Source organism: Dactylosporangium sp. CA-152071 (genome assembly GCF_050936335.1).
GTDB lineage: Bacteria > Actinomycetota > Actinomycetes > Mycobacteriales > Micromonosporaceae > Dactylosporangium > Dactylosporangium maewongense.
The window spans coordinates 196,780-221,462 of record NZ_JBNJMZ010000001.1 but is presented as its reverse complement, the minus strand read 5'-3'; the positions used below and the strand labels follow the sequence as shown (position 1 = coordinate 221,462).

Genomic DNA, 24,683 nt, shown 5'->3' with positions numbered 1-24,683 from the left:
GACGAGCGCCACGTCCTCGTCGCGCCGGCCGCCGACGGTGTGTCAGGCCACGGCGAGCCGGTCCACCAGCAGCTGCACCCTCAGCTCGGCGTACTCGGGTAGCAGGCGGCCCGCGCGGGTCAGGGTCGCCAGGCCGTGCAGGGACGCCCAGAACACCTCGGTGAACAGCCCTGGGTCGACGCCGTCCCCGGCGACCTCGCTCAGGCTCTCCATCAGCGCGGCGAAGGCGTCCTTCAGCGGCTCGGGGGTGTCCTCCTGCGCGTACGTCAGGCCGCCGTCGAGCTGGAACAGGGCGTCGTAGACCGCGGGATGGTGCGCGGCGAAGTCGAGGTAGGCGCGGGCCAGGGCGGTGACCCGGGCGCGCGGATCGTTCTCGGCGGAGGTCGCGGCCCGCATCGCCGCGGCCATCTCGGTGGCGCCTTGCAGGGCGACGGCGCCGATGATCTCCCGTTTGCCGCGGAAGTGGCTGTACAGCACGGGCTGGCTGTATTCGATGCGCTCGGCGAGCCGGCGGGTGGTGACCGCGTCCCAGCCCTGCTGCTCGGCGAGTTCGCGGGCGGTCGCCACGATGAGGCGCTCGCGGACCGCCTGCTCGCGCTGTTTGCGTTCCTGCGTCGACATGACCCGATCCTAGCACTGCTAGACAATCGAGCAGTGGCATTGCTAGCGTTGCTTCGTCAGCTAGCAGTGCTAGATTTCGGAGGGTCAGTCATGCTCAACGCACTTACGGTCGTCACCGTCGTCATCGTCGGGCTGATGGTGGGGGTGGAGTTCTCCGTCGCCTTCATCATGAGCCGGATTCTGGACGCACTTCCCGGGGACGCCGGCCAGCTCGGCCACGCCCACGGCGGCCGGATGCTCGGCGCCCTGATGCCGTTCTGGTACATCGGCTCGGTCCTGCTCAGTGCCGTCTGGGCCGTGGCCCGGTGGCAGGACCACGGCGCCGGACTCGTCGTCACCGCCGCAGGCCTTCTGATCGTCAGCGTGGTCATGTCGATCCTGCTGCTCGTCCCGATCAACAACCGGAACAAGACCTGGACCCCCGAGAACCGGCCCGCCGACTGGAAGCAGCAGCTGCAGAGGTGGAACCGCTACCACTACGTCCGCGTCGCCGTCATCATCGCCGCCTTCACCCTGCTGGTCGTCGCCCTCGCCTGATGCCGCCGCCCCCGGTCCCACGACTGCGATCCCGGCAACGCCCCTCGGTCAGGCCGCGATCCGCGCGGCCTGACCGGATCCCACCGTTTGACGGCCCGCGCGGCGCTGATCACCGCAGGCGGCGGCCGCACCCTCGCGGGTTGTACCGTGCGCGGATGTCCCAGACATCGCGCACCCCGGTCGCCCTCGGGCTGACCGCGGTGGGGCTCGCCGTCCTCGGCCTGGCGGTCCTGCTCTACGGCACCTACGTCGGAGTCCGGGACACCCACGTGGTCTTGGCCCGGGACATCGGCGCCGACCTCCCCGCCGACGTGCTCGAGGACCTGCTCACCGCCGCCGTGTTCGAGGCCATGCTGCCGGCGACCCTGCTGGTGGCGGGGCTGCTCGTGAGCGCGGGGCTGGTGCTGGCGGGCCGTGACGCCGGGCGCGCCGCGCTCGTGTGGCTGTGCGGCGTCGGGTCCCTCGTGACCCTGGTGCAGTACGCCAATCGCGGGCGCCTGTTGGCCATCTGGGACTTCGAAGTGCGAATCGGCCTACCGGCGTGGGCCGGTGTGCTCGGCGTGCTGGTGGCCATGATCGCGCTGGCCGGGGCGACGGTCAGCCTCGGCGTCCCGGCCGCCCGCCAGGCGTTCGTGGCCGACGGCGTCGACCAGGCCGGCATCGCGCAGGCGGGCCGGACCGGACCGCCGGCACCGTTGCGGGCGGCCGTGGCGCGGTTCGCGGTGGGCGGCGTGCTCAGTCTTGCCGGGCCCGTCTACATCAACATCGACGACCTCGTGGACGGCGACCTGGCGGACCTCACCAGCGTTGCCGGTCTCATCTTCCTGGCCGGCACCGGCGCGATCGCTGTCGCGGCCGCCGGCGCGTGCTTCGCGGCGTGGGTCGCCGGGCGCGGCTGGCCGAGCGGGGCGCACATCGCCCGGATCGCCGGGGTACTGCTGCTGCTCCTGCAGGTGTTGTCCCTGTATTGGGCCACCCGCACCACCGCCACCGGCCTGCGCCTCGACTTCATCGACAGCGACCTCAAGCTGACCGGCACCCTGATGCTCGTGACCGTCGTGGCCGGCATCGCGGCGACCCTCGGCGGGTTCGCCGGGCTGGCCGACCCGCGCAGCGAGCGGTTCCTGCGACCGGCCAGCCGCCCCTTGTATCAGAGTTCGCAGTCCTGGACAGCGGTCGATCCACGGCCCGCGGACGACCCGGCACCGGCGGACGGCTACACCGTTCCTTCGTGACCTGCCGAGGGCGTGATCGTCCGGCTCGACGTCCACCTCGGCCGCCGTCTGCAACGCGGTCATGACACGGTGCCAGGTGTCATTCCGGGCCGGCCGGACGGCCGTTTGCGAACCTCCTGGCGGCCGAGTAGCCGTACGCGGTCCAGTGTCCGGGCGGTTTCTTGACGGTGCTCGAACTTGAATGCGCAATAGTTGCGAAGCGGACAAAGCTAAAGTTTTCCTTAATTCGGTCTTTACACGCGTAAAGCGAGCGGGCTAGGGTTTCCGGCAGTTGGTGCCGCTCCCGCGAAGTTCGCTGCGGCCGGCGTCGACCGCCGCCGCGAGGCCGGGTGCACTGCGCTTTGACCGCATTGCACGAAGCCGTCGTCCTGCTAGCGCCTCCGCCGCGGCCTCGCGCCCGTGCCCGGGTCGACCGGGCCGGCGACGGCCCTCGGCCGATCCCGGATTCGATGACGCACTCGTCGTGTGGCGCTACCGCGCGCTGCGTTCCTCGCATCCGATCCTGCCAGCAGTCCGAACACCTGAAGGAGATCCGATGCGTACCCGCAGGCCCGCAGCGTTGACCGCGCTGATGCTGGGCTGCTTGGCGCTCGTCGCCTCGGTCGGCGCGTGCGGTTCAGTCAAGCCGGGCCAGACGGAGCTCGTGGTCGAGATCTTCGGCGACATGGGCTACCGCGACCTGTACACCAAGTACGAGCAGAGCCATCCCGGCGTCAAGATCGTCGAGCACGTGGTCTCGTACGACGACCACCACAAGAACCTGCAGGCGCACCTGCTGGGCGGATCGGGAACCGGCGACGTCGAGGCCATCGACGGCGGCTACATCTCGCAGTTCAAGGTCATGTCCGACAAGTTCGTCGACTTCCGCGACTACGGCGCCGACCCGGGCCAGTGGCTGGCGTGGAAGGCGCAGCAGGCGACCGGCCCCGACGGCAGCCTGATGGGGCTGGGAGCGGACGTCGGCGGCCTGGCGATGTGCTACCGCCGGGACCTGTTCGCGCAGGCCGGCCTGCCGACCGACCGCGACGAGGTGGCCGCGCTGTGGCCGGACTGGCAGTCGTACATCGCGACCGGCAAACGGTTCAAGGCCGACGCGCCCGACGGCGTCGCCTGGTTCGACTCCGGTTCCAACGTCTTCAACGCCATCATCAACCAGGCGCCGGTCGGCTACACCAACGCCGACAACGAGGTGGTGGTGTCGGACAATCCGGCCGTCAAGAAGGCGTTCGACCTTGCGGTCGAGGCCGTGCAGGCGGGCCAGTCGGCGAAGCTGGCGACGTTCAGCCAGCAGTGGAACGCCGGGTTCCAGCGGGGATCGTTCGCCACCGTGGCCTGCCCGGCGTGGATGACCGACACCATCAAGCAGAACGCGCCGCAGACCAGCGGCAAGTGGGACATCGCCAAGATCCCCGGCGGCAGCGGCAACTGGGGTGGCTCGTTCCTGACCGTGCCGAAGCAGAGCAAGCACCGCAAGGAAGCCGCGGAGCTCGCCAGATTCCTGACCGCCCCGGAGCAGGCGAGCTGGATCTTCCGCACCCAGGGCCACCTGCCCAGCCAGGCCGCGCTCTACGACGACCCGGCCGTGCTCGGCAACACCAACGCGTTCTTCAACGACGCGCCCACCGGCCGGATCTTCGCCGAGTCGGCGAGCACCCTGCGGCCCCAGTACCAGGGCCCCAAGGACGGCGACATCGGCCCGCTGATCGGCCTCGGGATCAACCGGGTCGACAAGGGCAAGCAGCGACCCGAACAGTCGTGGCGCCAGGTCCTCAAGGACGTCGCGAATGCCACCGAGCCGTAGAAAGGAACGACGAGCCTGATGGCAGTGATCGCACCCCCACCGGTGCTGCCCGAGCGACCGGAGGCCGCGCCGCCGGAGAAGGTCGAGCGGTGGCCGAGCCTGCGCCGCAAGTTCGACGTGAGCGGCACCCCGTACCTCTATATCGCACCGTTCTTCGTGGTGTTCGCGGCGTTCGGGCTGTTCCCGCTGCTCTACACGGGCTGGATGGCCGTCACCCAGTGGAACCGGGACATCCCCGGCAGTGACGACACGTTCGTCGGGTTGGGCAACTTCGTGCGGCTCATCCACGACGACTTCTTCTGGAACGCGCTGCGCAACACCGCCGTGATCGGCCTGCTGGGCACCGTGCCGCAGCTGCTGCTCGCGATGTGGATCGCCCACCTGCTGCAACGCAAGATGCGAGGCCGCACCCTGCTGCGGATGGGCGTGCTGCTGCCCAACATCACCTCGGTGGCCGCCGTCGGCGTGATCTTCGCCCAGCTGTTCGGGCGGGACGTCGGCCTGATCAACTGGGTGCTCAGCCTGGTCGGCCTGGGCAAGGTCGACTGGCAGGCGGGCACCTGGCAGTCGTGGGTGGCGCTGGCAGTCATCCTGACCTGGCGCTGGACCGGCTACAACGCCCTGATCTACCTCGCCGCGTTGCAGGCCGTGTCGGACGACCTCTACGAGGCGGCCGACCTTGACGGCGCCGGCCAGTTCCGGAAGTTCCGGACCATCACCGTCCCGGCGCTGCGCCCGACCATCATCTTCAGCGTGATCATGTCGACCATCGGCACGATCCAGCTGTTCACCGAACCACTGATGTTCAACCCGGGCATGAGCCCGACCGGCGGCGACTCCCGCCAGTTCCAGACCCTCGCCATGTACGTGTACGAGCAGTTCTGGACCCATGGCAAGTACTCCTACGCCGCCACGGTCTCCTGGGCCATGTTCATGATCATCGTGCTGGCGGTCGGCGTGAACTACCTGCTGTCCCGACGTATTCGGAGCTCCTCATGACGACCCTGATCCCGGTTTCCCGTGCCATGACCGGCGGCCGCCGGGTCCGCGGGCGGACCGCGGCGCCGGCCCAGCGCCGCGCCGGAAAGAGGACCTACCTGCTGCTGGGGCTCATCGCCGCGGTGTCGGCGTTCCCCCTGTACTGGTCGGTGGTCGCGGCATCCAACGACAACTCCGTGGCGGGGAGCTGGCCACCCCGGCTGCTGCCCGGCAGCCACCTGTGGGAGAACCTGCAGCGGGCGTACACCCAGGCGAACTTCAGCCTCGCACTGCTCAACTCGATCATCGTCGCGACCGTGGTCACGGTCAGCGTCGTGCTCACCAGCACGCTGGCCGGTTTCGCGTTCGCGAAGCTCAAGTTCCGCGGCCGCAACGCCCTGCTCGGGTTCCTGCTCGTGACGATGATGGTGCCGGTCCAGCTGGGCATCATCCCGCTGTACATCATGATGTCGCAGTGGCTGGGCTGGACCGGGCACCTGCAGGCGGTCATCGTCCCGGCGGCCACCTCCGCGTTCGGCGTCTTCCTGATGCGCCAGTACCTCTCCGACGCGCTGCCCGACGCGCTGCTGGAGGCCGGCCGGATGGACGGATGCTCGACGCACCGGCTGTACTGGCACGTCGTGCTGCCGGCGGCGCGGCCCGTCGCCGCGGTGCTCGCGCTGTTCACCTTCATGAACGCCTGGAACGACTTCTTCTGGCCGCTGCTGGCCCTGGGCCAGAGCAACCCGACCGCCCAGGTCGCACTGTCCACACTGGCCGGTGGCTACTACATGGACTACTCGCTCGTGCTCGCCGGGACCCTGATCAGCACGGCGCCCGTGCTGCTGGTGTTCCTCTTCCTCGGCAAGCAGATCATCGGCGGGATCATGCAGGGTGCGGTGAAGGCGTGACCTGGACGGTCTGGCTCATCCCGCACTTCCACTACGACCCGGTGTGGTGGAACACCCAGTCCGCGTACACCCAGACGTGGGACGAACCGCAGGATCAACAGGCCGCCGACGAGGGCCAGGCGCGCTACGCCTGGCCCGGGCACAGCGCGTTCAGCCTCGTCAAGGCGCACCTGGCGAAGGTCCAGGAGGATCCGCGGTACAGCGTGATCCTTGCCGAGGTCGACTACCTCAAGCCGTATTGGGACACCTTTCCCGAGGACCGGGAGCTCATCCGGCGACTGATCGCCGACGGCCGCCTGGAGCTGGTCGGCGGCACCTACAACGAACCCAACACCAACCTCACCGGCATCGAGACGACGATCCGCAACGCCGTGCACGGCACCGGGTTCCAGCGGCACGTCGTCGGGGGCGTCCCGGCCACGGCGTGGCAGCTGGACGTCTTCGGCCACGATCCGCAGTTCGCGCAGGTGATGGCCGGCGCGGGGCTGACCTCGATCGCGTTCGCCCGCGGCCCCTACCACCAGTGGGGGCCGATGCTGACCAGCTGGAACATCCGCGAGCACCGCAAGCCGTTCGCGCCGGTCCAGTTCCCCACCGAGTTCGAGTGGGTGTCGCCCGGCGGGGACGGCCTGCTCACCCACTACATGGCCGGCCACTACTCGGCCGGCTTCAGCCTCGACGCCGCCCAGGACCCGCAGACTGCGGCGGGGGAGCTGCACGAGCTGTTCACCCAGCTGAGTCCGGCCGCCGCGACCCGCAACGTCATGATCCCGCTCGGCAGCGACTTCAGCCCTCCCATGCGCTGGGTCACCGACCTGCACGCCGCCTGGGAGCAGCGGTTTCCGCAGGTGCGGCTGCGGTACGGCCTGCCACGCGACTTCTTCACCGCCGTGCGGGACGAGCTCGCCGCGCGCGGCGTGCACGCCACGCCACAGACCCGCGACATGAACCCGATCTACACCGGCAAGGACGTCACCGCGATCGACACCAAGCAGGCCCACCGCCTGGTGGAGACGCTCCTGCTGGATGCCGAGAAATGGGCCACGTTCGCCACGCTGCACGGCGCCGCCTACCCCGCCGCGGCCGTCGACAAGGCGTGGCGGCTGCTGCTGTTCGGCGCGCACCACGACGCGGTCACCGGCACCCAGTCCGACCAGGTCTACCTCGACCTGGTCGCCGGCTGGCGCGAGGCGCACGACCTGGCCGCCGGCGTGGACCGGTCGGCCCGCCGGCACCTGACCCGGCACGTCGACACCCGCGGGGAGGGCACGGCCGTCGTCGTGTTCAACCCCCTCGCGCACCCCCGGACGGACACCGTCGGCCTGGAGATCGACCTCGACCCGGCCGCGGGCGTCACGCTCACCGACGACGGCGGGGTCCCGGTCCCGTACCTCACCGAGGCCCTCACACCCGCCGCCGACGGCCGGCCGGGCCGGGCGGTGCTGCGGTGGGTCGCACGCGACGTGCCGTCGATGGGCTACCGCACCTACCGCGTGCTGCCCGGCACCACGGAACCGTCGGCGTCCGCGTGGCACGTCGTCTCGCAACTCGCCGACGCGACCGGCATCGCCAACGACCGCTACCGGGTCCGTGCGGATCCAGCGCGGGGCGGCGCCCTGACCGAGATCACCGACCTCGCCGCCGGCCGGGACCTCCTCCCGCCGGGCCGGGTGGGCAACGAGCTGGTCTGCGTCGCCGAGCACCGCGACCACCCCGAGTTCGGCGAAGGCCCGTGGCACCTGCTCCCGCACGCCGTCGCCTGGCGCAGCACGGACACCGCGGCGACCGTCACCGTCGAACGCTGCCCGATCGGCGAGCGCATCACGGCCACCGCGGAGGTCGACGGATGCCGCTACACGCAGCAGACGACCCTGTGGCACGGCATCGACCGCATCGACTTCGCCACGAACATCGACGGGTTCGCCGCCACCGACCGGCTCCTGCGGGTGCGCGTACCTTGCGACGTCCCCGGCGGCATGCCCGTCAGCGAGACCGCCGCCGCCGTCATCGGCCGCGGCTACGCCCTGCTCGACGCCGACGCGGCGGAGCACCCCCGGACCCTGGACAACACCGCGCACCAGTGGTTCGGCCTCGGCGCGGCGTTGACTGTACGACTGCACGCTCCACAGGAGCGCCCCGAGCGCTCGCGTGCGGTGTCCATCGCCGAGCTCGTCGTCCCCGACGGCGACGAGGGCCTGCCGTCGACCCGGCGGCTCGCCGTCGCGCTGGCCCGGGCGGGGGTCACCGCCACCGTGACGGGAGCGACGGGAAACCGGTACGGCGCGCTGGACACCGACTCCAACCTCCCCGACTGCCGCGTGGCGGTCGGCACCCCGCAGCGCAACGGGTTCGTCGCCGAGCTTCTCGACCGGGCACCGGCGCCGTACGCCGCCGAACTGGCCGCCCAGCTCGCGGCCACCGGCACGGCCCGCCTGTGGATCCCGGCCGAGCGGCCGCTCGGTGAGATCTGGCGGCCCGGCGCCGACGTGCGCGCGATCCGGGACCTGCCCGTCCTGCTGGTCGCCGGCACCGACGCGGACGCCGAACGGAAGGCAATCGCCGGGCTCCTCGACGACCTCGGCGACGCGAACGTGCACGTGACGCAGCCGTCCGAGCTGCACCACGGCGAGACGGCCGTCGAGGACTACGCCGTCGCGCTGCTCAACCGCGGCACCCCCGGCTTCGCGGTCGAGCCCGACGGCACGCTGAACATGTCGCTGACCCGCGCGAGCACCGGCTGGCCCACCGGAACCGCGATCAACTTCCCGGACCTCAACGCGCCGGGCGGGCGCAGCTTCCAGCACCTCACCAGCCGGCGCTTCGAGTACCACCTGGTGAGCGGCGCCGGCGGATGGCGTGCCGCAGGGTTCGTCGCCGCCGGCGAGTCCGTCAACCATCCGCTCGCCGCGACCGCCGCACCGGCCGGCGACGGAGCGCTGCCGGCCACCGGATCCCTGTTGAGCGTCGAGCCCGCCGGGGACTTCGTCGTCACCGCGGTCAAACCGCGGGGCGAGCCGCTCGCCACCGGCTCCGCGGTGCCCGCCGACCCGTGCGGCAGCCTGATCGTCCGCGGCTACGAGCCGCACGGCCGGTCCGGCAGCGTCGCGATCCGCCTCGCCGCCGGTATCGCCGCGGCCGCGACCGCCGACCTGCTCGACCGCCCCGGCGCGCCCGTTGAGCACGACGGCCGGCAGGTGCGGCTGGACGTCGAGGGGTACCGGATCACGTCGCTGGCCCTGTCACCGGCTCGCGCCGAACGGGGCGGGACGCCGCTCGCGGCGGCCACCGAACCGGTGCAGCCCGTGTTCACCCGCTACTGGCTGCACAACTGCGGCCCCGCCCCCATGGGGAACCTGCCGGTCACGCTCACCCTCCGGCCGGACGACCGGCCAGGGGACGGCGTGCGGATGTGCGCGCAGATCGTCTGCGACGACACCGACGCCGGCTACGGCGGGGACCTGCTCGTCGAGGCGCCGGAGGGGTGGACCGCCACCCCCCGGTCGAGGTCCGTGACCGTCGCCGCGGATGGCCACGTCAGCGTGCCTGTCACCGTCACGGCTCCCGACGACGCCGAGCCCGGCTGGTATGCGGTCGCGGCGAGCATCACCCACCAGGGCCAGCAGCTCCAGGACACCCTCGTCGTGCCCGTCGGCCGGCCCACGCCGGGACCGTTGCTGCACGCGAGCGCCGACGTCACGGAGCTCACCCTGGCCCCCGGGGCACGCGGTCACGTCCGCGTGCGGGTGAGCCACGACCTGCGTACGCCGCTGCGGGGACACGCCCAGCTCATCACCCCGCACTACATCTGGCCGCTGACGGGCGAGCCGATCCAGGGCTTCACCGTCGCGCCCGGGTCCACGCTGAGCGTTGAGTTCCCGGTCACCGTCCCGGTCGGGACGCCACCCGGGGAGTTCTGGGCCCAGCCCAAGTTCAGCGCCTACGGCCGGATCGCCTACAGCGAACCCGTCCGCATCGTCGTCCGCGCCGCCCCCTGATCCCGGCGGTCGTGTTCGCCGGTCTGTTGTTCACGTCGACCTTCGAGGTGATCTCCACACGTCACTTGATACCCCCGGGGGTATATTGAGACCAAGGCCGACGTGTGTTCCGCGTATACCCCCCGGGGTATCGTTGAGGAGTTCCGGTGACCGACGAAAGGTGACACACGCGATGACGATCGATGTCGAGGTCGTGGCGACCTCGTCCCTGGGTGACCGCAGCTACCTGGCCCACGACGGCCAGGTCGCGGTGGTGGTCGACCCGCAGCGCGACATCGACCGCGTCCTGGCGCTGGCCGGCCGGCTCGGCGTGCGCATCACGCACGTCGTGGAGACCCATCTGCACAACGACTACGTCTCCGGCGGGCTGGCTCTGGCGAAGGTGACCGGCGCGGCGTACCTGGTGGCGGCGGCCGACGCGGTGGCCTTCCACCGGGTGGCGGTTACCGACGGCGACGAGATCACCGTGTCCGGGCGGTTGCGGCTGGCCGTGGTGGCAACGCCGGGACACACGTTCCACCACCTGTCGTACGTGCTGCACGGCCCGACCGGACCCGTCGGGGTGTTCACCGGCGGATCGTTGCTGTTCGGTACCACCGGCCGGACCGACCTGCTCGGCAAGGAGCACGCCCACACCCTGGCCCGGCATCAGCACGCCTCCGCCCGCCGGCTGGCCGACCTGCTGCCCGACGGTGCGCAGGTGTGGCCCACGCACGGGTTCGGCAGCTTCTGCTCGGCCACCCAGTCCGACGCGTCGGAGTCCACCATCGGCAGGGAGCGGTCCGCCAACCCGGTGCTGCGGCTGGAGGCCGACGACTTCGTCACCACGACCCTTGCCGGGCTGGACGCCTACCCCACGTACTACGCCCACATGGGCGCCCGCAACGCCGACGGCGCCGACGCGATCGACCTGACCCCCGTACGGCCCGCGAGCGCCGACGAGCTGCGTGCCCGGATCGCCGCGGGGGAGTGGGTGGTGGACCTGCGCTCGCGCAAGGCGTTCGCCCGCCAGCACCTGACCGGCACGCTGAGCTTCGGCCTGGACGGGCCGATGTCCACCTGGCTGGGCTGGCTGGCCCCTTGGGGCGCCCCGATCACCCTGCTCGGGGAGTCACCGGAGCAGGTCGCCGCCGCACAGCGGGAACTGGCCCGGATCGGCATCGACCGCCCCGCCGCCGCGGCCACCGGCACCCCGCGGCAGCTGGCCGGCGGCGACGCCTCGCGGCTGGGCGAGCTGACCACCGCCACCTTCGCCGACCTGGCCGCCGCCCGCGACGGCCGTCCCCCGCACGGACTGCCCGCTCCCGACGTCGTGCTCGACGTGCGTATGAGCAACGAGTGGCGCGCCGGCCACATCGACGGCGCGGCGCACATCCCGCTGCCCGACCTGCCGCACCGCCTCGACGCCGTGCCTGACGGGGTGATCTGGGTGCACTGCGGCTCCGGCTACCGGGCGGCGGCAGCGACCAGCCTGCTGGTCCGCGCCGGCCGCCGCGTCGTGCACATCGACGACGCCTACGCGCAGGCCGCCGCGGCAGGCCTGCCCACCGTCACCACCGACAAGGAAGACATCTGATCGTGGCCAGCACCTCCACCCTGCCCGTCGACGACCTGCGCCACCTCGTGGAATCCGGCGGCACGCCCCGCCTCATCGACGTGCGCACCCCGGGCGAGTTCGAGACCGCCCACATCCCCGGCTCCTACAACGTCCCCCTCGACCTGCTCCGCGAGCACCGCGACGAACTGCTCGCCCACCTCGACGAACAGGTCGTGCTGGTCTGCCGTTCCGGACAGCGGGCCGGCCAGGCCGAACAGGCCCTCGCCGCGGCCGGGCTGCCCAACCTGCGTGTGCTCGACGGCGGGATGACCGCCTGGCAGGCCTCCGGCGGGCCGGTTCGCCGCGGCCGGGCCCGATGGGACCTCGAACGCCAGGTCCGGCTGGTCGCCGGCTCGATCGTGCTCGTCGCGGTCCTGCTCAGCGTGGTGGCGGCGCCGGTGAAGTGGATCGCCGGTCTCGTCGGCGCCGGGCTGACCGTCGCCGCGCTGTCGGGCACCTGCGTGATGGGGATGCTGCTGGCCAAGCTGCCCTACAACCGAGGCCCTCGCACCGACCTGGACAGCGTCATCAGGTCGTTGGCCGCCGACCGGCCGTGACCGCCACGAGAGCGGCCACCGCCGCGGCCGGCCGTACCGGCGAGAGCGGCGGGCACACCCCGCGAGGCGCCGCCGGCGACCTGCCGATCCCGCAGAGAGGAGCTCACGATGATCGCGGCACTCGGCCTGGGCGCCGTGATCGGCATCCTGCTCGGCCTGCTCGGCGGCGGCGGCTCGATCCTGGCCGTGCCGGCCCTCGTCTACGGCGTCGGACTGCCGCTGCGCGCGGCGGTGCCGACCTCCCTGCTCGTGGTCGGGCTCTCCTCGGCCGCCGCCGTGCTGCCCCGGCTGCGTGCCGGACAGGTGCGCCGGCGCATCGCCGCCGTGTTCGGCGCCGCCGGCGCGGTGTCGACGTTCGCAGGCGCTGCGGTCAACCGGCTGCTCGACCCTCGGATCGTGCTGATCGGGTTCGCGGTCATGATGGTCGCCGCCGGGATACGGATGCTGCGCCGGCAGGGCGGCGAGGGCGGGGACTGCGCCCTGCCCAGCGGCGGGGTGAACTGGCGCGGCTGCCTGCCCAAGTCCGTCGGTGCCGGCGTCGCCGTCGGGTTCCTCACCGGCCTGTTCGGCGTCGGCGGCGGGTTCCTCATCATCCCCGCCCTCGTCCTGCTGCTCGGCCTGCCGATGACCGCGGCGGTCGGCACGTCCCTGGTCATCATCGTGATCAACTCGGTGGCTGGGTTCGTCGCGCACGCCGGCGACACCACCATCGACTACAGGATCGCGGCTGGTTTCACCGCCGCGGCGATCGTCGGCTCGCTGGCCGCCGCCCGCGTCGCCACCCGGCTGCCCGCCGACCGGCTGCGCCGCTGGTTCGCCTACCTCGTCTTCGTCATCGCGGCGTTCGTGGTGACCCAGACCCTGCTCCACCCGGCCGCCGGCTGAGGTCGCGTCGTCAGGCCAGGGACAGGAACAGCTTCTCCAGCTGGGCGACGTCGATCGCCGGCTCCCGGTCGTCCGCCTCCGCGGTGACACACTGCCGCAGCCCGGTGGCGATGATTTTGAAGCCGGCCCGGTCGAGCGCCCGCGACACGGCCGCGAGCTGGGTGACCACCTCCGCGCAGTCCCGGCCGTCCTCGATCATCGCGATGACGCCGCGGACCTGGCCCTCGGCGCGCCGCAGCCGCTTGATGACGTCGCCGAGGGCGTCCTGGTCGATCTGCATGCCCGCTCCTCACCACGCTTTGCCGTTCAGGATACCCCCTGGGGTACACCGTGCGGCGTGTCGGCGGTCACCGCAGATCGCGTCGCGGCCCAGGGTGTGGGCGTCCCCTCGCCCGGAAAGTGGGCATCAGTACGGTAGAGGTGGGGATCAGACCGTCCGCGGAGGTGTCGGATGGGAGCAGGCGAAGTGCTGCCGGGCAGGCTTCCACCTGACCACGTCCTCCACGAGAGTGAGCGCACGCGGATCAGTCGGGTGTCGGTCGGTGGGCGCGTCGTCATCCGCAAGGAGCCGCTGGGGCCGGGTGCGGCGCGGCGGGTGCAGCACGAGGTGGCGATCCTCGAGCGCCTGCGCGGTGTCCGGGGCGTCGTCCAGGTGGCGGATACGCCATGGTGTCCGGGGGCGGTCAGCATGGCCGACGTCGGCGGCACGAGTCTGAGTGCGTTGGCGAAGCCCATGGCGGTCGCGGACCTGATCGCGGTGGCGACGGGGCTGGCCCGCGCGGTGGCGGGGATGCACCGCCGGGGTGTGCTGCACCGCGACATCACGCCGGCGAACGTCCTGGTCTGCCGGGACGGTGCGCCGTGCCTGGTCGACTTCGCCCTGGCGTCGTCGTTGGCGCAGATCCGGCCGGAGTTCACCCACCACAGCGAGATCGTGGGGACGCTGGCGTACCTGGCGCCGGAGCAGACCGGGCGCACCGGCTGGCCGGTGGATCAGCGGGCCGACCTCTACGCGTTGGGTGCGACGCTGTACGAGCTGGCGACGGGCGAGCCGCCGTTCGGCTCCGGCGACCCGCTGCGACTGACACACGATCATCTCGCGCGGGTGCCGGTGCCGCCGGCTCGGGTGAACCCGGCCCTGCCGGAGCCGTTGTCCGAGATCGTCATGCACCTGCTGGAGAAGGAGCCGGGCAACCGGTATCAGACGGCCGACGGCCTGGTGTACGACCTGGAGCGGCTGCGCGACGCCGGCCCGGCGGCGGCCGGGCTGCGGGTCGGCGAGCGTGACGTGCCGCTGCGGCTGATGCCGCCGTCGCGCCTGGTGGGACGCGACGCGGAGGTGGCGACGCTGGCCGCGGCGTTCGAGGAGGCGCTGGCCGGCCGGTGCCGTGGGGTGCTGGTCAGCGGCGCGCCGGGGGTCGGGAAGACGTCGCTCGTCGATGCACTGCGCCCGGTGGTGACCGGCGGCGACGGCTGGTTCGTGCGGGGCAAGTTCGACCAGTACCGGCGCGACCTGGAGTTCGACGCACTGCATCAGGCGTTTCGTGGGCTGGGTCAGCTGTTGCTGGCCGAGCCGGAGGAGGAACTGGCCGAGGTCCGCGAGCGGATTCTGCGCGCGGCGGGGTCGAACGCCGGCCAGCTGGCCGCGGTGGTGCCGGAGTTCGCGGCGCTGCTGGGGGTGCCGCCCGATCCGGGCGATCCGCTGACCGCGCAGACACGGGTGCAGCGCACGTCGGTGGAGGCGTTGCGGGCGGTCGCCTCGCGCAAGCGGCCGATGGTGGTGTTCGCCGACGACCTGCAGTGGGCGGGGCGCACGCCGCTGGGCATGGTCGACCTCATGCTGAGCGAGGAGCCGGTCGAGGGCCTGTTGCTGGTGGCCGCCTACCGGGACGGTGAGGTGGACGCGGCCCATCCGCTGGCGGCGCCGCTGGCGCGGTGGCGGGACCAGGCGGGGGTGCGGCACCTGCGGCTGGTCGACCTGCCTGTCCCCGGCACGGTCGCCATCGTCGCGGACATGCTCCGCGTGCCGCGGGCCGAGGCGGCCGGCCTGGTGCGGCTGATCGACCCGTTTGTGTCCGGCAATCCGTACGAGACGGTGGAGCTGCTCAACTCGCTGCGGCGCGACGGTGCGCTGACCGCGACCGCTGCCGGGTGGCGGTGGGACCCGGGGGCCGTGCGGGCCCGGCTGGGCCGGTCGGAGGTCGCCGGGTTGCCGGCGGCGGGTGTCGCGGCGGTCCCCGGGCCGACGCGGCGGGTGGTGGAGGCGATGGCGTGCCTCGGCGGGCGGGGTGAGCTGAGCCTGTTGCAGGCCGCCACCGGCGTACCGGCGGGCGTGCTGGAACAGCGGCTGGCGCCGGCGCTCGCCGAGGGGCTTCTGGTGGTGGAGCCCGGTGCGCATCAGGGCGTGCGGTTTCGTCACGACCGGATCCGCGACGGGGTCCTGCGCGGGCTGGCGCCCGGGCGTCGGGGCGCGTTGCAGCTGGACATGGCGCGGCGGCTGGCGTGCGTGCCGGAGTTGTTCGCGGCGGCGGCCGAGCAGTACCTGCCGGTGATCGACGCCGTCGAGGATGCCGCGGAGCGCAGGCGGGTGGTGGGCCTGCTGCGGCGAGCCGCCGGCCAGGCGGCCTTGATCGGCGACTACATCCTGGTCAACGCGCTGCTGGCCGCCGCGGTGCCGCTCGTCGATCCCGGCGACGTCACCACGCTCGTCGAGGTCAGCACCACACGCCACCGCGCCCTGTACAGCGTGGGCCGCCTGGAGGAGGCGGACGAGGAGTACCGCACGATCGCGGGGCTGTGTCCCACGGCCCTGGGCCGGGTGGACGCGACGGTGGTGCAGGCGCGCAGCCTGATGCACCGCAACCGCAGCCGGGAGGCGATCACGCTGGGCCTGGAGTCGCTGCGTGAGCTCGGCCTCGCCGTCCCGGCCGCGGACCGGCTCGCCGAGGAGGTCGACCGCCAGATCACCCTGCTGTACCGGTGGCTGGAGCACACCGAAGACGCCGATGAGCTGGCCCGCCCGGACCTCACCGATCCGACGCTGCTCGCCGTGGCCCGGGTGATCAGCGCGATCCTGGGGGCGGTCTACTTCGCCGCCGACCAGGCCACGTTCGACTGGTTGAGTCTGGAGTCGCTGCGGATCTGGATCGAGCACGGCCCCGCCCGCCCGCTGCTCGGCCCGGCCAGCCACACCGCCTTCACCGCCATGGCGACCTTCAGCGACTACGCCGCCGGGTGGCGGGTGATGCGGCGGGTCCTGGCACTGGGTGAGGCGCGCGGCTACGAACCCGAGACCTCCCAGGTGCGCTTCCTGTCCTCCCTGGTGGGCTGCTGGTCCGAACCGGTCGAACGCACCGTCGAGGAGGCCCGGCAGGCCCGGGAGGGGCTGATCACCGGGGGCGAGCTGGCCAACGCCCTGCACACGTACTTCGTGGTCAGCGGGGCACTGCTGGACTGCGCGCCGCTGGACACCTGCCTGGCCGAGGTGGACGCCGGGCTGGCCTTCGCGCAGCAGACCGGCGGCGCGCACATCCGCGAGACGCTCGACAGCTACCGGTGGCTGGCCGGCGTGCTGCGCGGCGACCGGTCCAGCAGGGCCGGTCGGGCACTCCCGGCGGACAGGTACGCCGACAACCCGCTGGCCGAGCTCCACGCGCACGCGACCCGCGCGCTCGCCGCCGCCGTCTTCGGTGATCCGGCCGGCCTGACCCGGCACGCCACGGCGGCGACGCCGCTGCTGCCGGCGTCCCCGGGCGTCTACACCGCGGCCCTGGTCCACCTGCTGCACGGGCTGGCGCTCGCCGGGCAGGTCCGCGCCGCCGCCGGGGCAGAGCGGGACGGCCCGCTGCGGGCACTGGATGAGGAGGTGCGCTGGATGGCCGCCCGTGCCAGGGACGTGCAGGTCAACTTCCAGCACCTGCTGCGGCTGCTCGAGGCTGAGCGGGCCTGGGCGGTCGGTGACTTCCGCGCCGCCGTCCTCGCCTTCGACGCCGCGCTGCGCCACGTCATCGAGCAGCAGCGCCCATGGCACCGCGCCCTGATCTCCGAACGCGCGGCCCGGTTTCTCCTCGACCACGGCGTCGAACGCGCCGGCTACGGCCTGCTCGTCGAGGCCCGCCACGACTACCTCGACTGGGGCGCCACCGCGAAGGTCACCCAACTGGACTGGGCCTACCCGAAACTGCGGCTCCAACCTGATCCGAGCGTCGGCCCGGCGGCCGACCTGTCCCGCCGCCGCGCCACCGTCACGACCGGAACGATCGACCTGCTCGGCATCCTGTCCGCCTCCCAGGCGCTCAGCTCCGAAACCAGTATCGACGGGCTCCACACCCGCCTGGTCAAGGTCCTCAGCGCGATAGGCGGCGCCACCGGTGTCAGTCTCCTCATGCGCAGCGACGACCAAGGCGAGTGGTTCCTGCCTACGCCCGGGCGCGTCACCCCCGTCGCCGGCACCGGCCACGAACAGCTCGCGCCACTGTCCGTCCTGCGATACGCCCAACGGATACCTGCCCCGCTCGTCGTCGACGACGTCACCCGCGACGACCGCTTCTCCCGCGACCCGTACTTCACCGACATCACCTGCTGCTCCCTGCTCGCCGTGCCGATCGTCGGCCGCGGCACGCTGCGCGCCGTGCTCCTGCTGGAGAACCGCCTCATCCGCGGCGCGTTCACCACCGAACGGCTCGACGCCGTCGAGCTCATCGCCGGTCAACTCGCCGTGTCCCTCGACAACGCCCACCTCTACGCCGAGCACCGCCGCATCGCCAACGAGCAGGCCGCCCTGCGACGCGTCGCCACCCTCGTCGCCCACGGCGTCGGCCCCGGCCCCGTCTTCACCGCGGTGGCCGAGGAGGTCGCGGCCCTCTTCGGCGCCGACAGGACGGCGATCGTCCGGTTCGAGCCGGACGGCGAGGCGACCGCCATGGGCGGCTTCCCGCACGAAGACCCATCACCGGCCGCACGTGCCAAACTCGACGCCGAGTCGGTGCTGGCATCGGTCCAGGCCACCGGCCGGGCGGCCCGCCGCGACGCGGGCCGGCCCGACTGGGCGGACCTTCCCATTCCGTGCCGCTGCGCGGTCGCCAGCCCGATCGCGGTCGAGGGCGCGCTCTGGGGCGCCATCGGCGTCGGATCCCGGCGCCACCGGCTGCCCCAGGACACCGAACGCCGCCTGGCCGACTTCACCGAGCTCGTGGCGACCGCGATCGCCAACGCCGAGAGCCGCACGGAACTCACCACGTCCCGCGCCCGCATCGTCGCCACCGCCGACCAGACGCGCCGGCGCATCGAACGCGACCTGCACGACGGCGCCCAGCAACGCCTCGTCGCGCTCGCCCTGCAGCTGCGCGCGACCCAGGCGACGCTCCCACCCGACCTCGACACGGTCGCCCAGCAACTCGAACAAGCCGTCACCACGGCCACGACCGCCGCCAACGAGCTCCGCGAGACCGCGCACGGCATCCATCCGTCGATCCTCACCGCCGGTGGGCTCCGTCCGGCGCTGCGGTCACTCGCCCGCCGCTCACCGATCCCCGTCGAGCTCAACCTCCAGACGGTGGGACGGCTCCCGGAACCCATCGAGGTCAGCGCCTACTACATCGTCGCCGAGTCACTCACCAACGCGGCGAAACACGCCCACGCCTCGAGCATCGCCATCACCGTCACCACGGACCCCGCCCTGCGTGTCAGCGTCCAGGACGACGGCATCGGCGGCGCCGACTTCACCCACGGCACCGGCCTGCTCGGCCTCAAAGACCGCGCCGAGGCGCTCGGCGGCCGCATCACCCTGTACAGCCCGCGCGGCGCCGGCACCCGTCTCAGCGTCGAAATTCCCCTCACGGCCGCGGACTGCCACCCCGGTCAGTGACGCGCCGGTCGTGCCGGGGTGCCGGTCGCTTCAGGTGCCACCGAACGACCAGCCGGCCTCCGAATCCTGACGGTCGCGGCCGCCCATCGGCAGCCGCGCGTTGACGGTCGTGCCGCGGCTGGCGGGGCTGGTCAGCGTCAGCGTGCCGCCGAGTGCCTCGACGCGGTCGCGCACGTCGGCCAGGCCCGGACCCGGGTCGGGGCTGCCGGCACTGTCGTCGCGGATGGTCACGCTGAGGACCTCGCCCTGCATGGTCGCGTCCGTCGCCGAATCCTCGATGATGTCGAGCTCGACCTCGATCGCCGAGGTGCCGGCGTGCTCGGCCGAGTCGGCGAGCGCCTCGGAGACCACGTGGTAGGCGGCGACCTCGACGAAGTCGGGCAGGCGACGGTGCGGCCCGCCGCGGACCGTCACCGGGACCGGGCAGCGGCGAGCGAGCGCCTTGACCGCGGGGACGAGCCCGCCCTGGGAGAGCAGCGACGGGTGGATGCCGCGGACGATCCGCTGGAGGGCCTCGAAGGCGCCGTTCAGCCCCGCGGTGGTGTCGGACAGCCGGGACCGCAGCTCGCCGAGATCCTCTGGGATCAGTGCCTCGGAGATGCGCAACTCGAGCCCGAGCGAGATGAGCCGCTGCTGCACGTGGTCGTGGAGTTGGCGTTCGATGCCGCGGCGGGCCTCGTCCGCGGCGAAGACGAGCCGGACCCGTGACGCGGTGAGCTCCGTCCGGCTCTCGGTGTTGGCGATCGCGGTCGCGACGAGATCGGTGAACTGGGCGAGCTCGTGCTCGGTGCCGGATGGTGGTGGGCCCTGGCCCCAGTGGCCGATGAGGACACCCCAGACCTGGCCGTCGACGATGATCGGCGCGCCGACGGAGGCGCGGAAGCCCTCGGAACGGGTGATGTCGACGACCAGGCCGCTGCTGTCCTGGTAGGAGTCCAGACGAGCCGGACGGGCGTCGCGCAGCACCAGGTCCGCGACCCCGCCCGAGCTGTCGAGCCGCTGGCCCAGCAGCACCTGGACCCCCGGCCTTCTGCTCCACTCGGCGACGACGCTCACCATGCTGGGGCCTTCCCGGCGCAGCACCCGGACGGCGTCCGCGTTGAACAGCTCAGCCGCCTCGGCGGCGACCGCGGCGACCAGCTTGGCGGGAGCGACGCCGTGGGCCACGAGCTCCGCCACCCGCCGCAGCGCCGCCTGTTGCGTGAGCAGCGCCTGCAGCTCCGTCCGGCTCGCCTGCAGCGACCTGCCGGCCCGTAACACGGTCGCCAGCCCGGGCACCACACTGTCGCGCAGGCGCCCCATGACACGCTCCGGCAGATCCGCGGACACGACGAGCGCGCCCGGGTGCAGCGGCAGCTGCACCCGGCCCTCGTACGGCGGGACGGTGTCGAGCTCGATCGCCGCGTACGGCAGGCGCATGGCCTCCGCGATCCGGGCGGAGGCCGCCGGGAGGACCGCTCGGACATCGTCGGCGCCGAGGATGAGCCGGGTCAGCTCGGCGACCGCGTCGCTCTCCCGGCGCCGCTTGATGGTCTCGATCGCCCCCGAGCGGGCCAGCTGCGCCACCGAGCTGGCGACCCCGGCCACCATGAGGTACACGGAGAGCCCGAGCCAGTCCCGCCAGTCCTCCGTCTCGAAATGCCAGAACGGCGGGGTGTAGAAGAAGTCGAACGCGAGCGTGCTGACGATCGACGTCGCCACGCCCAGCCACAAGCCCCACACGGTGGAGACGACGAGCACACCGGGCAGGTAGACGATGGCCACGGCCTCCACGGCGGCGAGGTGCCGGAGCGGGTAGACCAACAGCGTCTCCACGACGATGAACCCGACGCCGACCGCGATCCCTGCGGCGAGGGGCGGCGGACCCAGCCGTACCAGCCACGCCGCCAAGCGTGCCTGCATCATGGGTCCCCTTCTCCAACGGTCCCGTGGGTGGATCGGACGGAACCGGTCGAGCGGAGGCAACGATTCGATGGTAGGGCGGCCACGCACCGGACGCTCGGCCCCGTGGCGGTCCGGGCGCCGCGGGTCACCCCCTGAACCACCCCGTCCACCGGCGTGCGGTGCCGGTCGCTGGCCCAGGTGGCGTGACCGTCTGGTCAACCATCCAGGGCCGCTGTACAGTCAGCTGGATTGTGCTTGCACCGGTTCGCCAATCCCCCCTCGGCGAATCAGCACGTGGCCATGCGGCGCAGCCCACCCCCCCGGGTGCGCCGCACGGTCAACCCCTACCGATGCACCGGCCGGTAAGGCGGGTGCATCGACGAACTGCCAGTCCTAGAGTGCTCGGGGTGGATCTTTCACATCTCGGCGCGCCGATCGGTCCGATGATCCGTGTCCACGGCGGCTACGCCAACCGGATGTACCGGCTCGACACCGACCAGGGGTCGTTCGCGGTGAAGGAGCTGAACCTCGTCGACCGCCGCACGGCGTACCGCGTCGAGGACGTGTTCAGGTTCGAGCGGGCGGCGTTCGCCGCCGGCATCCCGATGCCGGAGCCGATCTCGGCGGGTCACGACACGCTCGTCCACCGGTGGGCCGAGGGCGAGACGGTGCCCGAAGCACCGGTGCCGGCGGCGTACGCGTTCGAGGTCGGTGAGATCCTCGCTCGCATCCACGCGCTCGACGTCGCGTGGACCGACGTCTCGATCGAGGAGCCGACGGCACGGGACTGGCCCGAGCTCGCCGAGCGGGCGACGGCGACCCGGCAGCCCTGGGCCGGCGAACTCGCCTCCCAGGTCGAGACGTTCCTCGCGATCGCCCACTTCGTCGACACCTGCGAGCGACCGGGCCCCGTCGTGTTGACCCACCGGGACATCCAACCGTGGAACCTGCTCTCACACGGGGGCCGGCCGGTGGTGCTCGACTGGGAGCTCTCGGGGATGCTCGACCTGGCCGGCGAGCTCGGCTCCACCGCGCTGAGCATCGCGAAGGGACCCGGCTTCGACGCCATCCAGCCCGCCGTCTTCCGCTCGGTCCTCGACGGCTACGTCGCGGGAGGCGGAGCGCTGCCGCCGTGGGGTCCGAGCTGGTTCGTGTTCATGATCGGCGGCTGGCTCGGGCACATCAGGTGGAACATCCTGCGCTGCCTCGCCGGTGTCGAGGTGAGCACCGGCCCCGAGCTCGCGCTGTCGCACGGGTCCGCGCGCAACGGTGTGCGTGGCCTCCCCGACCTGTTCGGCCGGCTTCCGCAACTGCAGGAGCTGCTCAGGTGCCCGTGACCGGGGCCGGCGTTCGTCCCGCCGCGGGGCAGGTACGACAGGTCGGCGCCGGCCACGCCGGGGCCTGATCGCCGCGTCAGACCGCTCGGACTTCGGCGAGCCGCTTGATTGAGTACTCGTCGTCCCAGCAGACGGCGGCCTCCCATGCGGCCGATGCCTGCGCGGCGATGTCGTACGCATCGTCGTCGAGGCCGGCGGCGTTGTCGGGCAGCGCGAGGTCGAGGTCAGGCACGTCGACGTGCGCCTCGTCCCAGTCGATCAGCGCGACCTGATCAGCGGTCATGCGGACGTTGCGAGGGTTGGGGTCGCCGTGCACGACGCAGGTCTGACGTCCGGCGAGCCGCGCCCACGCCGCCCGGCACCGGGCGACGCCCTCGACGGGCATCGCGCCGAGGTCGACCTTCGTCCCGGTCTCGGCGTGCAGGAGGTCGGTCGACGACCGCCAACCGGGGCGCTGCGGCCAGCCCCGCGTCAACCGGTGCAGCTCGCGGAGCGCTTCGGCCACGCGACGCCAGTCGGCCTGCGTCTCGGGCGGTCCACCTTCCAGGTAGGTCATCACGACCAGACCATCGGCGAACAACCGGCCGTCCGTGGTCGGGATCGGCACCGGCACGGTCAGACCTTCACGGTCGAGGTGCCGGAGCAGTTCGGTCTCCCACGCGAGATCGGCGTCGCTGCGGCGGCCGAGCCGCCCGACCGCGAGCTGCCCGTCGACACGCACGCTCCACACGTCGTTGGCGACGCCGCCAGCGAGCCGCTCGATGCGAGCGACGTCGTCACCCCACTGCCCGAGCGCCTCCCAACCCATTCGCCACACCTTACAGACCGGCGCCTCAGGAAGGACCCCGGCGAGGAACCGGCATCGTCAGAGCACGACTCGGGGATAGAGGTGCGCCGCCACCGCGACAAGGACCAGGAGCGTCCCGGTCAGCACGGCGAAGTCCAGCGGCAGCCCGAAGGCGCTGGTGCCGCCTTGCAGCATGAGGGTGCGCAGGATGTCCGTCTGGTACGTGAGCGGGTTGGCCTTGGCCAGCCACTGCAGCGCGGTGGGCATGATGGCGATGGGGTAGATGGCGTTGGAGGCGAAGAACAGCGGCATGGTGAGGATCTGCCCGATGCCCATGAACCGTTCGCGGGTCTTGACCAGGCAGGCGATGATCAGCGAGAAGGTGGCGAACACCGCCGCGCCCAGGACCAGCGCGACGACGACGCCGGCCAGCGGCGCCAGGGCGAACGCCAGGTTCACGCCCAGCGCGGCCGCGATCAGGTAGACGATGGCGGCCTGGGCGAGGGCCCGTACCCCGGCCGAGAGCGCCTTGCCGAGCACGAGTGACGCCCTGGAGGCGGGGCTGACCAGGAACTTGTTCAGCACCCCGAGGTCGCGTTCCCAGATCACGGCGATGCCGTAGAAGATCGCGACGAACAGGGTGCTCTGGGCCAGGATCCCCGGTGCCAGGAAGTCGAGGTACGGCAGGTCCCCGGTCGGGATCGCCCGGGCGTGGGCGATCACCTTGCCGAACACGAGCAGCCACAGCACCGGCTGGACCGCTCGGGTCAGCAGCTCGACCGGGTCGTGGCGCAGCTTGCGGATCTCGACGTCGACGATCGTGGCGGTGTCCTGAGCGAACAGCAGCGGCACGGCCAGGCGCCGCAGCGCCGCCTGTTGCGGGAACGAGAACTGGCGTTCAGCCGAGGCGCCGTGCGGTGCGCCGGGTCCGTTGGACATCGCGGAGCGCTCCTTCCTCCGTCTCCTCGGTCGCCGCGCTGTACGCGACGAAGACGTCATCCAGGTTCGCGTGCGCGCCCAGCCGGGCCTTCAGTTCCTCAGGGGTCCCGTGCACGACCACCGTGCCGCGGTGCATGATCGCCACCTGGCCGCACAGTTCGTCTGCCTCCTCCATGTCGTGTGTGGTGAGGAACAGAGTCGTGCCTTCCTGCGCGATCAGGTTGCGCAGTTGCTCCCAGATGCCGTGACGGGCGACCGGGTCGAGCCCGATCGTGGGTTCGTCCAGGAACAGCACCGCTGGACGGTGCAGCATCGACTGGACGATCTCGAGCCTGCGGATCATCCCGCCGGAGAAGTCGCGGACCAGCTTGTGCGCCGCGTCCTGCAGCCCCACCGACGCCAGCGCCGCATCGATGCGCGTCCGCCGCTGCGCCCGGGGAATGTGGTACAGGCGGGCGAAGACGAGCAGATTCTCCAACGCGGTCAGGGCACCGTCCGCGGAGAGCAGCTGCGGCACGTAGCCCACCAGGCGGCGTACCCGCGCCGGCTGCGTGCCGATGTCGAAGCCGGCGATCCTGGCCGTGCCCTCGGTCGGGGCCAGCAGCGTGGTCAACATCTTGATCGTCGTGGTCTTGCCGGCGCCGTTGCGTCCCAGCAGGCCGAACACCATGCCCTGCGGGACCAGCAGATCCAGATGATCGACCGCGAGCAGCTCCCCGAACCGCCGGGTCAGGCCCCGGGTTTCCACCGCGA

The 24,683-nt window shown here is 72.2% G+C and carries 17 protein-coding genes; 11 read left to right on the top strand and 6 right to left on the bottom strand.

Annotated features, from left to right (window positions below; translation table 11 throughout):
* Positions 1-42: 42 nt before the first annotated feature.
* Positions 43-621 (bottom strand): TetR/AcrR family transcriptional regulator, encoded by a 579-nt coding sequence (locus ACQEVZ_RS00855; protein ID WP_433359858.1) that lies wholly within the window; start codon positions 619-621, stop codon positions 43-45.
* 90 nt (positions 622-711) lie between these two features.
* Between ACQEVZ_RS00855 and ACQEVZ_RS00850 the strand changes: the two genes are divergently transcribed.
* The 9 genes from ACQEVZ_RS00850 (at position 712) to ACQEVZ_RS00810 (ending at position 13,117) form a co-directional block, all read left to right on the top strand.
* Positions 712-1,158: an anthrone oxygenase family protein gene (locus ACQEVZ_RS00850; protein WP_433359855.1), complete on the top strand. Its 447-nt coding sequence runs from the start codon at positions 712-714 to the stop codon at positions 1,156-1,158.
* Positions 1,159-1,313: 155 nt separating this feature from the next.
* Positions 1,314-2,393 (top strand): hypothetical protein, encoded by a 1,080-nt coding sequence (locus ACQEVZ_RS00845; RefSeq protein ID WP_433359852.1) that lies wholly within the window; start codon positions 1,314-1,316, stop codon positions 2,391-2,393.
* A gap of 535 nt (positions 2,394-2,928) precedes the next feature.
* Complete coding sequence (locus tag ACQEVZ_RS00840) at positions 2,929-4,194, top strand: ABC transporter substrate-binding protein (protein WP_433359849.1); 1,266 nt, start codon at positions 2,929-2,931, stop codon at positions 4,192-4,194.
* Positions 4,195-4,212: 18 nt separating this feature from the next.
* Complete coding sequence (locus tag ACQEVZ_RS00835) at positions 4,213-5,193, top strand: carbohydrate ABC transporter permease (protein WP_344513843.1); 981 nt, start codon at positions 4,213-4,215, stop codon at positions 5,191-5,193.
* A 26-nt stretch (positions 5,194-5,219) separates the two neighbouring features.
* Positions 5,220-6,083, top strand: a complete 864-nt coding sequence (locus tag ACQEVZ_RS00830; protein WP_425552447.1) for a carbohydrate ABC transporter permease — start codon at positions 5,220-5,222, stop codon at positions 6,081-6,083.
* Entirely contained in the window at positions 6,080-10,078 is a 3,999-nt protein-coding gene (locus tag ACQEVZ_RS00825) for an NEW3 domain-containing protein (protein ID WP_433359845.1), read from the top strand. The genes ACQEVZ_RS00830 and ACQEVZ_RS00825 overlap by 4 nt, the downstream gene beginning before the upstream one ends.
* A gap of 172 nt (positions 10,079-10,250) precedes the next feature.
* Positions 10,251-11,654 (top strand): MBL fold metallo-hydrolase, encoded by a 1,404-nt coding sequence (locus ACQEVZ_RS00820; protein WP_433359842.1) that lies wholly within the window; start codon positions 10,251-10,253, stop codon positions 11,652-11,654.
* The gene (locus ACQEVZ_RS00815; protein WP_433376555.1) at positions 11,654-12,232 is read left to right on the top strand and encodes a rhodanese-like domain-containing protein; all 579 of its coding nucleotides are present in this window, start codon (positions 11,654-11,656) and stop codon (positions 12,230-12,232) included. Before ACQEVZ_RS00820 ends, ACQEVZ_RS00815 begins: the two co-directional genes overlap by 1 nt.
* Positions 12,233-12,340: 108 nt before the next feature.
* A complete protein-coding gene (locus ACQEVZ_RS00810; RefSeq protein ID WP_433359839.1) occupies positions 12,341-13,117 on the top strand; it encodes a sulfite exporter TauE/SafE family protein in 777 nt (258 codons plus the stop codon).
* Positions 13,118-13,127: 10 nt separating this feature from the next.
* Here the strand turns inward: ACQEVZ_RS00810 and ACQEVZ_RS00805 are convergent, their stop codons facing one another.
* A complete protein-coding gene (locus ACQEVZ_RS00805) occupies positions 13,128-13,397 on the bottom strand; it encodes a metal-sensitive transcriptional regulator (protein WP_433359836.1) in 270 nt (89 codons plus the stop codon).
* 252 nt (positions 13,398-13,649) lie between these two features.
* Here ACQEVZ_RS00805 and ACQEVZ_RS00800 point away from each other — a divergent pair, with 252 nt between their 5' ends.
* The gene (locus ACQEVZ_RS00800) at positions 13,650-18,983 is read left to right on the top strand and encodes an AAA family ATPase (protein ID WP_433359833.1); all 5,334 of its coding nucleotides are present in this window, start codon (positions 13,650-13,652) and stop codon (positions 18,981-18,983) included.
* 30 nt (positions 18,984-19,013) lie between these two features.
* Here the strand turns inward: ACQEVZ_RS00800 and ACQEVZ_RS00795 are convergent, their stop codons facing one another.
* Positions 19,014-20,888, bottom strand: coding sequence for a sensor histidine kinase (locus ACQEVZ_RS00795; RefSeq protein WP_433359830.1), 1,875 nt, complete (start codon positions 20,886-20,888; stop codon positions 19,014-19,016).
* Positions 20,889-21,274: 386 nt separating this feature from the next.
* On the opposite strand from ACQEVZ_RS00795, the gene ACQEVZ_RS00790 reads away from it, so the two are divergent.
* Positions 21,275-22,204 (top strand): phosphotransferase family protein, encoded by a 930-nt coding sequence (locus tag ACQEVZ_RS00790; protein ID WP_433359827.1) that lies wholly within the window; start codon positions 21,275-21,277, stop codon positions 22,202-22,204.
* 76 nt (positions 22,205-22,280) lie between these two features.
* Here the strand turns inward: ACQEVZ_RS00790 and ACQEVZ_RS00785 are convergent, their stop codons facing one another.
* From ACQEVZ_RS00785 to ACQEVZ_RS00775, 3 genes are read right to left on the bottom strand one after another with little or no spacing between them, the layout of a single operon-like run.
* Positions 22,281-23,012: a phosphotransferase gene (locus ACQEVZ_RS00785; RefSeq protein ID WP_433359824.1), complete on the bottom strand. Its 732-nt coding sequence runs from the start codon at positions 23,010-23,012 to the stop codon at positions 22,281-22,283.
* 57 nt (positions 23,013-23,069) lie between these two features.
* Positions 23,070-23,930, bottom strand: a complete 861-nt coding sequence (locus ACQEVZ_RS00780; protein WP_433359821.1) for an ABC transporter permease — start codon at positions 23,928-23,930, stop codon at positions 23,070-23,072.
* A complete protein-coding gene (locus ACQEVZ_RS00775) occupies positions 23,890-24,678 on the bottom strand; it encodes an ABC transporter ATP-binding protein (RefSeq protein ID WP_344513869.1) in 789 nt (262 codons plus the stop codon). Before ACQEVZ_RS00775 ends, ACQEVZ_RS00780 begins: the two co-directional genes overlap by 41 nt.
* Positions 24,679-24,683: the final 5 nt, after the last annotated feature.